A 9,221-nucleotide genomic window follows, 5' to 3' on the forward strand; every position below is an offset into this window, starting at 1 on the left:
AAAAGCTAAGTAACGATTTCAGTGGAGCACTCCGAACGTTCGCATACTTCATGGCCAGTGGAAGCCACTACATGCTCAAGGACGTGAAGTACCTCGATATGTATGGCTCAGAGCCCAGTGCGATTGAACAGGTCTTTGCGATATTTGCGAATGTCATAGAGATGGACGACGAAGGCAATGTCCTCAATTTCACTTACGCGCAAAGAAGGGCGACTGACTACCTACGGTCATACTGCGATCGGTCTTTCGAAGTAAAACCGCCTTTTGAGGACTGGGAAACCGAACTCTATGGGCCACCCAAAAGCACGAGCTAATGTCTAGTTTACGTGCCAGCCCGAGACATCCGCGGGATGCCCGGGTTTGTATCCGCCAGGCGTCGGCGTGGCGCTCGAGGATTCTCACGGCGACTGCCAAATCCCACCATCCAGCGTATTACCGATCTGTTTGAGTATGACTAAGCCTCCGTCCAGTCCACTGTCGCCGTTTCGCGCCATTTCACCTCGGTGATGCCAAACCGTTCGGCCTGGGGTTTGGAGATGACTTTCAACGGTGGCTTGCCGGGTTTTGGAATCGGCGCAATGCCGGCGTCGCAACTCGCCCAATGCCATGCGTCAGCGTTGCGCATGGTTTTTGCGCGGATGACGAATGACTTTGGCTGGCCGTGAAGTTTGTATTCGATGACGAAGATGTCGACGTTACTCATGCGCTCCTCCTTACGCTCATACGCAAATGAGTTTTGCCGACGAAAAAAATTCAAAGGATTTTCGGGAGTTCGTTTCAGGCCGCTGGTAAGTGTTTTGCTTTGAACGGTTGGAACCGGCGGCAGCCTAACGATCAAGCGTCTGCCAGGCAGGCAGAGGACGAAAAATCCCCACGATTTCAACCCCGGAGGTTAGCGGTGAACAAGACCATCAGCGCCAGGGATTTGAACATTCACCTTAAGCACAACGATGACGGTGGCTTGTTCAAATGGCTGCTCGCGAGCTTCTTGATGGGCAAGCGGATACAGGCTGAAATCGCCGCCGAAGCGTATCGGGTGATTGCCGATAAACACGGGCGCGATACGCCGCGCAAACTGGCTGCGTGCAGCCATCGTGAACTGGTCGCGATGCTAGGGGATGCGCATTACGTGCGTTACGACGAGACCACTGCCGAGCGGCTGCACGCCTTGGCACGCAAGCTTAACGACGAGTACGCGGGCAAGGTCAGCCATATGATCGAGGCAAGCCCTGATCGCCAGGCATTCGAGAAGCGACTGGCGGAGTTCGATGGCATCGGCCCGAAGACCGTGGAAATCTTCATGCGCGAAGCCAGCGCTGTAATCAGCCTTTGATCGCGGGCCGTAAAAAAACGGTCACCGCCCGCGTCGTGCAAAGCCTATTTGACTCGACGGCCAGAACGATTGATCGCCAACAAGCACAGCCCTACCAGCAATGCCGCGCCTGCAACCAACAGCGCAGAAGGTTGCATCGGCTGGCGGCCGGCTATTGTGTGCCGCTGCGATATCGTCAGTGGTCGGGTTTCAACGGTCACTTCGTCAAACGTCCGCAATGGTGAAACGGCTTCTGCCTGAAACGGCATTTCCTCGATGCTCAGACGCAACCCATCCGCCAGTTCCAGTGTCCGCGCGGTAATCGTGCCAACGATTCTGCCCGGATAAACCGGCTCGCCATTGGGATCGAGTTGGTCATACAGGAAATTCTGTCCTTCAAGCCAGCCGACGGCCGTTTGCAATTCGGGGCCCAGGTAATATTTTCCGTCGAGGAAAAATCCAGGAAATTGCGGCGCGCGCTCGACGCTTTCAATGCGGTAACGCTCACCCGGTTTCATACCGGTTTCAGGGGCAATCATGGTGAATCCCTCCTCGGTTGGTTTTGCGATAGAGAACGCAGATCCGGCAGGGTTCCATGCAATGGAGGAAAGGTCGGTGGCGCTGTGAAGCGCAGGATTAAAAGCCGAGCGATTTGCGCAAAAGCGCCAGCCTACGCGACGTGTGCCCAATAGAAGTAGTCTTGGTATCCGCAATTTACTCCGTGACTTCTCGCTGACTGATTGGTATCCATTGCGACCGCTCGGTTTTCTGATGTCGATATCAGACACAACCATGGCGCAATCAGGCTATTGAGTCCTCTGACAGGCCGGGTAAGGTGACGCGTCTTCACATCAAAATAATCCCATCCAGATCATGGGGTTGATAAGAACTGCGGCGGTTGAACGGACTTCTTTCGGGAGGTTCAGCAGGCAACGAACGTGCTCGGTTGCCCAGTCAACTTGCTTGAATGTCGTTCAGCAGAGAATAAAAAAACCAATGATCAGCCCGAACTCCATGGATTCGAGTAGCCAATTGGCGCAGGGCTTCAAGCCTCGTCACGTCACTATGTTGTCCATCGCCGGAATTATCGGCGCCGGATTGTTCGTAGGCTCTGGGCACGCCATTGCGGCGGCGGGGCCGGCGGTTCTGCTGGCTTATCTGTTCTCCGGTTTGCTCGTCGTGCTGGTCATGCGCATGCTCGGCGAGATGGCGGTGGCCAATCCCGATACTGGCTCATTCTCGACCTATGCCGACCAGGCCATCGGGCGCTGGGCCGGTTTCACCATCGGCTGGTTGTACTGGTGGTTCTGGGTGCTGGTGATTCCTATCGAAGCGCTGGCCGCCGGGCACGTGCTGAACCAATGGTTTCCGCAGGTCGATGCCTGGTTGTTTGCCTTGGGTTCGATCATTGCACTGGTGGTGACCAACCTGTTCAGCGTGTCCAAGTATGGTGAGTTCGAGTTCTGGTTCGCCATGGCCAAAGTCGTGGCGATCATCGGTTTTATCGGCGTCGGTTTTGCCGTGTTGATGGGCTGGGTGCCCGATCGTGAAGTCAGCGGCTTGAGCGGATTGATGGCCGAACACGGCGGATTTGCGCCCAACGGATTGTCGGCGGTGGTCGGTGCTTTCATCACCATCATGTTCAGCTTCATCGGTACCGAAGCGGTGACCATCGCCGCTGCCGAATCGAACGACCCGTCGCGCAACATTGCCAAAGCCACGCGCTCGGTGATCTGGCGTATCGGCGTGTTTTACCTGCTGTCGATCTTCGTGGTCATCTCCGTGGTGCCCTGGAATGATCCGCTGCTGGCTTCGGTCGGTTCTTACCAGCGCGCCCTGGAAATCATGAACATCCCGCACGCCAAGTTCATGGTCGACGTCGTCGTCCTGATCGCCGTGGCCAGTTGCATGAACTCCTCGATCTACATCGCCTCGCGCATGCTGTACTCGCTGGGCCGGCGTGGCGATGCGCCGAAAGCGTTGAAGGCGACTTCTTCGGAAGGCGTGCCTCGCGCCGCGGTTATCGCCAGCACCGTGCTGGGTGCGTCGATCACCGTGTGGAGCTACTTCATGCCCGCCGGGCTGTTTGAATTCCTGCTGGCCAGCTCCGGGGCGATTGCCTTGCTGGTGTATCTGGCGATTGCGGTGTCGCAGCTGCGCATGCGGCGGATATTGCAACAGCGCAACGTCGAACTGACCTTTCGCATGTGGCTGTTTCCGTGGCTGACGTGGCTGGTGATCGTGTTCATCTGCGCCGCGCTGGCGGTGATGATGATCACCCCGCAACACCGCACCGAAGTCACGACAACCATCGGCCTGGCGCTGGCGATTTCCTTTATTGGCCTGTTGACGTCGCGTCATCCTGCGCCGACGGCGAGGGTCTCGTCGGTTGGGTAGGCGTTTGCGCGGAACCTGATACTCCCTTCGCGAAGGCCGAAGGGAATGACAGACGCCTGCGTCTCAGACCCATTTTCATGAGGACATGATGTCATCGATCTCCTCCGTGGCCGACGGTGCGACCCAATCCGTCGGGTTTCTGCTGTTGGACAAATTCACCCTCATGTCGCTGGCGTCCGCCGTCGAGCCATTGCGCATGGCCAATCAACTGACGGGGCGAACGCTGTATCGCTGGCATGCCTTCAGCGCCAATGGCGCGGCGGTCTGGGCCAGCGACGGCGTGCCGATCACGCCGGATGGGTCGTGGAGCAATCCCTCCGTGGCGGACACGGTCATCGTCTGCGGTGGCGTCGGCATCCAGAGTTCGATCACTCGCGAGCACACGACGTGGCTGCAAGCCTTGGCGCGACAGTCCAAGCGCCTGGGCGGGGTCTGCACCGGTAGCTGGGCGCTCGCTAAGGCCGGGCTGCTTGATGGCTACGAGTGCAGCGTGCATTGGGAATTTCTGGCGGCCATGCAGGAAGCTTTCCCGCGTGTGAGCGTCAGCACCAGCCTCTTTACCCTCGATCGCAACCGCTTCACCAGCTCCGGAGGCACCGCGCCGCTGGACATGATGTTGCACCTGATTGCCCGCGATCATGGTCGTGAACTGGCCACCGCCATCTCGGAGATGTTCGTGTACGAACGCATCCGCAACGAGCAGGATCATCAGCGCGTTCCGCTCAAACATGTGGTCGGCACGCACCAGCCGAAGCTGCAAGAAGTGGTGGCGTTGATGGAGGCCAATCTTGAGGAACCGATCGACCTGGATAATTTGGCGGAGTACGTCGATCTGTCACGTCGACAACTTGAGCGGCTGTTCCAGAAATACCTGCAATGCACACCGTCGCGCTACTACTTGAGACTGCGGCTGATCCGGGCGCGACAACTGCTCAAGCAGACGTCCTTGTCGATCGTCGAGCTGGCGTACGTCTGCGGTTTCGTCTCCACGCCGCATTTTTCCAAGTGCTATCGCGAACACTTTGGCGTGCCGCCGAGTGACGAGCGATCCGGCTCTGAAATGAGCCGTAAATCGGTAGCGCAACCGTCTGCAATCAAACCGGCGACAACGCTCGATCAGGCGCGCAACGAATCGACGTTTGCCAGTGTTCGAATGATGGAGCGTGGCGATCTGGCGTCCACGGGATGAGCGGTCGATCCTGCTTCGACAGTTGATCACCGGAGATTCCGCATCCGTATAGTTCTTGCTCCATCAGGCGATTGCCAATAAACCCTCCCATTAAGCTCAATGAAGCCGGTGAGTCACCGGCACACGGAGGGACCATGGACGCCACCGCAATTCCCGAAGGTTTCACCACGTTTACCCGCAGCAGTCCGCTGCTCGATTTGCTGGGCCCGATCTACGCGAGGGGCAGCGGGCTCCAACTGGAGCTGGGCTTATTGACCGACTCACGCCATGCCAATGGCCGCGGCACCTTGCATGGCGGCGTATTGGCGACGTTGGCCGATGTCGGTATGGGCTACGCCATGGCCTTTTCCAGCGACCCTCCGCAGCCGTTGATCACGGCGAGCATGACTCTGGATTATCTCGGCGCCGTGCACATGAACGAGTGGCTGGAAGTGCGTTTGGAGTATTCGAAAAAGGGAAGGCAGCTGGCGTTTGCTGCTGTCAGTTTGCATGTTGGGGAGCGAAACGTTGCGCGGGCCAGTGCTGTATTTGCGGTGCCGGTGAGTTGAAAAAGTTGTGCATCAAGGCAACGGGCACACGAGCCCGAACCTGATCAAGTTCTATCCCCTCAGCACGAGAGACATGTCTGAATACCTGTCACACATGAAGTCGACGAATGCGCGGACCTTTGGCGCCGCGAGTCGCCGGGAGGTATGCAGGACCCAAAGCGCTGGTTCGGCATCTGCCACCGTCCCCCACTGAACCAGCTCACCACGGGAGAGCTGGTTCCAGGCGATGGACTGCGGGATGAGCGCTGCACCGCCGCCGGCGATAGCGGCATCGCGAACCATCAGTAGCGAAGAGAATTGCATCTTCGGGATTGGCTCCAAAACCAACTGCCCGCCATCAAGACTCCAGTGTGTTGGCTGGAAAGTCGACGTCACGATAGCGGGAACGGCGCTGATCGCGCCGGGCTCCGGCCTGAGCATTTCAGGCGCTGCCACCACGACCAGCCGGTCTTTGGCGAAGCACCGGCCGACCAGGCTGCTGTCCGGGCTCGGGTTGATTCGAATGGCGACGTCAAATTGTTCCTCCACCAGATCCACCCTGCGATCTTCCGAAACGACCTCGATGAATACATCCGGATAAGCGGCACAGAACTCGGCGCCGATACGTCCCATTGCGAGCTGCGAGAACAGAATCGGCGCAGCGACCCGCAGACGTCCGCGAGGCGTTGACACGCCTTCACCTGCTGCGGTCATGGCTTCGGTCACTTCACTGAGCGGGCCTTCGGTTCGGGAAATCAGAGCCTCACCCGCTTCGGTGAGCTTCAGACCGCGCGCGCTGCGCTCTATCAGCCGCACGCCGAGTTGATCTTCCAGTTCCGCGATCCGTCGCGACAACGTGGCTTTGGGAATGCCGCTCGCACGGCTCGCCTTTCCCAGCCCTGAATGAGTGCCGACGAGGATGAAATCCAGTAGCGCGTTAATGTTCATGGTGTTCCACATTTGAAACGAGGTATATGGATTTTGTGGTCTTCGTTTTGTCTGCGCAACGGATTAATTTCTTGTCATCGGAACACGAGATGAGGAATTCCCATGAATACACTTCAACGCGCCGTATTGATACGAGCCTACGGTGGTGTACAAGTCGCACAAGTTTCCAGGATCGAGAAACCAACACCCGAGCAAGGCCAGGTGCTGGTTCGGGTTCAAGCCGCGGGCGTAAATGGCATCGACTGGAAGATTCGCGAAGGACAGGTGCGCAATGCATTCGCGCTGCCACTGCCCATCGTGCTGGGCGCCGAAATGGCCGGAGTGATTGAAGCGGTGGGCCCCGGAGTCTCTCGTTTCAGTGTTGGCGACCGCGTCATGGCAGCGATGGGCGCATTGGGCGCTTACGCTGAGTTCGTGACCGTAAACGAAGCGAGTCTGTCCCTCACGCCTGAGGCCCTGGACGACATCCATGCGGCCGCCATGCCTGTAGCAGCCATTGCTGCATGGAACAGTCTTCATCACGCGGGGCCTATCCGCGCAGGGCAGCGAATCCTGATTCATGGCGCAGCAGGCGGGCTGGGCGCTTATGCCGTGCAGTACGCCAAGCGGGCGGGCGCCGAGGTCTTTGCAACGGCGGGGACTGCCGACCTCGATTACGTACGAAGCCTCGGCGCCGACTCTGTCATTGACTACCAATCTCAGCGTTTCGAAAACATCGTCCGCCATATCGAACTGGTGCTCGACTACGTCGGTGGTGAGGTCCTGGACCGGTCGTGGCAGGTGTTGGCGCAGGACGGTGTGGTTGTCGGCACTTCATCCCCCGACATCCTTTCCAGAACGCCGGCGAATCGCCGAGGCCTCTGGTTCATGAACAAGCCTGATCCTCACTTGCTGGAGAAACTGGCCAGGGAAGTCGCCAGCGGCACGCTTCAATCGAGGATCGGCGATGTCGTTGGTTTCTCTGATATTCCCGACGCGATCGAACGCAATCGCACCTCACGGACCGGCAAGGTCGTTGCGGATTTCACTCGCTGATCCACTTTGAATCCCACGCAGGAGTTTTAAACATGAGCATTTTGGTTATTGGCGCCACCGGCACCATTGGTTCACTGATCACTCAAGGCCTTGCTAGCGCGGGCGCCGAGGTCAAAGCCCTTGTGCGTCAAACGGGCAAGCGGGAATTTCCGGCTGGCGTCACTGAAGTGGTCGCCGACCTCACGGACGTAGCGTCGATGCGCGTTGCACTGGCCTCGGTGCGTACGCTGTTCCTGCTCAATGCTGTGACGCCCGATGAGGTCACTCAGGCGTTGATTACACTAAACCTGGCTCGCGAGGTGGGGATCGAACGCGTTGTCTATCTGTCGGTGATCCATGCCGACACATTCACCAATGTCCCGCACTTCACTGGCAAATATACGGTTGAGCGCATGATCGAGAGTTTCGACATGCCTGCCACGGTTCTGCGTCCGGCTTATTTCATGCAGAACGACCGGATGGTGCAACAGACTATCCAGAACCACTCGGTGTATCCAATGCCGATTGGCGCCGCCGGCGTGTCGATGATTGACGCGCGCGATATCGCTGATGTTGCGGTCGCAGAGCTGCTGCGACGTGACAAGGCACCCGCAGAGCTGGATCGTGTAACGCTGGAATTGGTTGGGCCGCAAGCACTCACCGGTGCGTCCGTGGCGAGTATCTGGAGTACTGCTCTGGGCCGCGAAGTCGCCTATGGTGGTGATGACGTCGCGGCTTTCGAAGGACAACTGGCTGCGTATGGCCCCACCTGGCTGGCTTATGACATGCGTCTGATGATGGCGGGCATCCAGAAATTCGGCATGCGCTCCGCTGAAGAAACGGTAAAACAGATTCAGGCCCTGATTGGGCACCCGCTGCGCACCTATGAGGATTTCGTGCGCGAGGCCGTTTCCGAAGCTTAAACCGTCAGGCCGGGGGCATAGGTGATTTTTGCCAGTGCAATGCCCCCATCCAAAACGTAAAGCAGTCGCTCACAAGCGACTGCTCCCCACTCAGTCCGAAACCCTCAAGCCTGATCCATCGCCGCCGCCACCCCCTGATCCTCACCCAGAAACCCACCACTCTGATGCTGCCAAAGCCGCGCATAAATACCGTTCCGGCTCAGCAACTCAGCGTGCGTCCCTTGCTCGATAATCCGCCCCTCATCCATGACAATCAGTCGATCCATCGCCGCAATCGTCGACAGTCGATGAGCAATAGCGATGACGGTCTTACCCTGCATCATTTCATCGAGGCTTTCCTGGATGGCCACTTCGACTTCCGAGTCCAGCGCGCTGGTGGCTTCGTCGAGCAGCAGGATTGGCGCGTTCTTCAGCATCACTCGGGCAATGGCGATGCGTTGGCGTTGGCCGCCGGACAGTTTGATGCCGCGTTCGCCGACCAGTGTGTCGTAGCCGCTGTGGCCTTGCTTGTCGCTCAATTGGCTGATGAAACCGTCGGCCTGCGCATTGGCGGCAGCCCGGCGGATATCTTCGTCGGTGGCGTCCGGGCGGCCGTAGGCGATGTTGTCGCGAATCGAGCGGTGCAGCAGGGACGTATCCTGGGTGACCATGCCGATCGCGCTGCGCAGACTGTCTTGGGTGACATGCGCGATGTTCTGGCCGTCGATGCGAATCTCGCCGCTGTCGACATCATAGAAGCGCAACAGCAGGTTGATCAGCGTCGATTTGCCCGCACCGGAGCGGCCGACCAGGCCGATTTTCTCGCCGGGGCGGATGTTCAGGCTCAGGTTATCGAGGACCTGACGTTCTCCGTTGTAGTTGAAATTCACCTTGTCGAACGTCACCGCGCCGCCCGCCGGCACCAGTACGCC

The 9,221-nt window shown here is 58.5% G+C and carries 11 protein-coding genes; 7 read left to right on the top strand and 4 right to left on the bottom strand.

The window, feature by feature from the left end:
* Nucleotides 1–314 (top strand): DUF7677 family protein (locus M9827_RS07530; protein ID WP_250604740.1); only part of this gene is annotated, 314 nt, incomplete at its 5' end.
* Nucleotides 315–454: 140 nt separating this feature from the next.
* Here M9827_RS07530 and M9827_RS07535 read toward each other — a convergent pair.
* On the bottom strand, nucleotides 455–703 hold the full coding sequence (locus M9827_RS07535) for a DUF6555 family protein (RefSeq protein WP_077572547.1): 249 nt from the start codon (nucleotides 701–703) through the stop codon (nucleotides 455–457).
* A gap of 195 nt (nucleotides 704–898) precedes the next feature.
* On the opposite strand from M9827_RS07535, the gene M9827_RS07540 reads away from it, so the two are divergent.
* Nucleotides 899–1,333, top strand: a complete 435-nt coding sequence (locus M9827_RS07540) for an HhH-GDP family DNA glycosylase (protein ID WP_250604742.1) — start codon at nucleotides 899–901, stop codon at nucleotides 1,331–1,333.
* 44 nt (nucleotides 1,334–1,377) lie between these two features.
* Here the strand turns inward: M9827_RS07540 and M9827_RS07545 are convergent, their stop codons facing one another.
* A complete protein-coding gene (locus M9827_RS07545; protein WP_250604744.1) occupies nucleotides 1,378–1,851 on the bottom strand; it encodes a short chain dehydrogenase in 474 nt (157 codons plus the stop codon).
* A 457-nt stretch (nucleotides 1,852–2,308) separates the two neighbouring features.
* On the opposite strand from M9827_RS07545, the gene gabP reads away from it, so the two are divergent.
* The 3 genes from gabP to M9827_RS07560 all read left to right on the top strand — a co-directional run bounded on the left by gabP (nucleotide 2,309) and on the right by M9827_RS07560 (nucleotide 5,446).
* On the top strand, nucleotides 2,309–3,709 hold the full coding sequence (gene gabP, locus M9827_RS07550) for a GABA permease (protein ID WP_250604746.1): 1,401 nt from the start codon (nucleotides 2,309–2,311) through the stop codon (nucleotides 3,707–3,709).
* Between the two features lie 88 nt (nucleotides 3,710–3,797).
* Nucleotides 3,798–4,898, top strand: a complete 1,101-nt coding sequence (gene gbdR, locus M9827_RS07555; RefSeq protein ID WP_250604748.1) for a choline metabolism transcriptional regulator GbdR — start codon at nucleotides 3,798–3,800, stop codon at nucleotides 4,896–4,898.
* Between the two features lie 134 nt (nucleotides 4,899–5,032).
* Nucleotides 5,033–5,446 (top strand): PaaI family thioesterase, encoded by a 414-nt coding sequence (locus M9827_RS07560; RefSeq protein ID WP_250604750.1) that lies wholly within the window; start codon nucleotides 5,033–5,035, stop codon nucleotides 5,444–5,446.
* Nucleotides 5,447–5,497: 51 nt separating this feature from the next.
* Here the strand turns inward: M9827_RS07560 and M9827_RS07565 are convergent, their stop codons facing one another.
* The gene (locus tag M9827_RS07565) at nucleotides 5,498–6,373 is read right to left on the bottom strand and encodes a LysR substrate-binding domain-containing protein (RefSeq protein ID WP_250604752.1); all 876 of its coding nucleotides are present in this window, start codon (nucleotides 6,371–6,373) and stop codon (nucleotides 5,498–5,500) included.
* A 102-nt stretch (nucleotides 6,374–6,475) separates the two neighbouring features.
* On the opposite strand from M9827_RS07565, the gene M9827_RS07570 reads away from it, so the two are divergent.
* A complete protein-coding gene (locus M9827_RS07570) occupies nucleotides 6,476–7,408 on the top strand; it encodes an NADP-dependent oxidoreductase (RefSeq protein ID WP_250604754.1) in 933 nt (310 codons plus the stop codon).
* A gap of 32 nt (nucleotides 7,409–7,440) precedes the next feature.
* Nucleotides 7,441–8,310 (top strand): NmrA/HSCARG family protein, encoded by an 870-nt coding sequence (locus M9827_RS07575; RefSeq protein ID WP_250604756.1) that lies wholly within the window; start codon nucleotides 7,441–7,443, stop codon nucleotides 8,308–8,310.
* A gap of 104 nt (nucleotides 8,311–8,414) precedes the next feature.
* Here M9827_RS07575 and M9827_RS07580 read toward each other — a convergent pair.
* On the bottom strand, nucleotides 8,415–9,221 hold an 807-nt coding region (locus tag M9827_RS07580), incomplete at its 5' end, for an ABC transporter ATP-binding protein (RefSeq protein WP_250604758.1).

It is taken from the genome of Pseudomonas sp. AKS31 (assembly GCF_023634765.1).
Lineage (GTDB): Bacteria > Pseudomonadota > Gammaproteobacteria > Pseudomonadales > Pseudomonadaceae > Aquipseudomonas.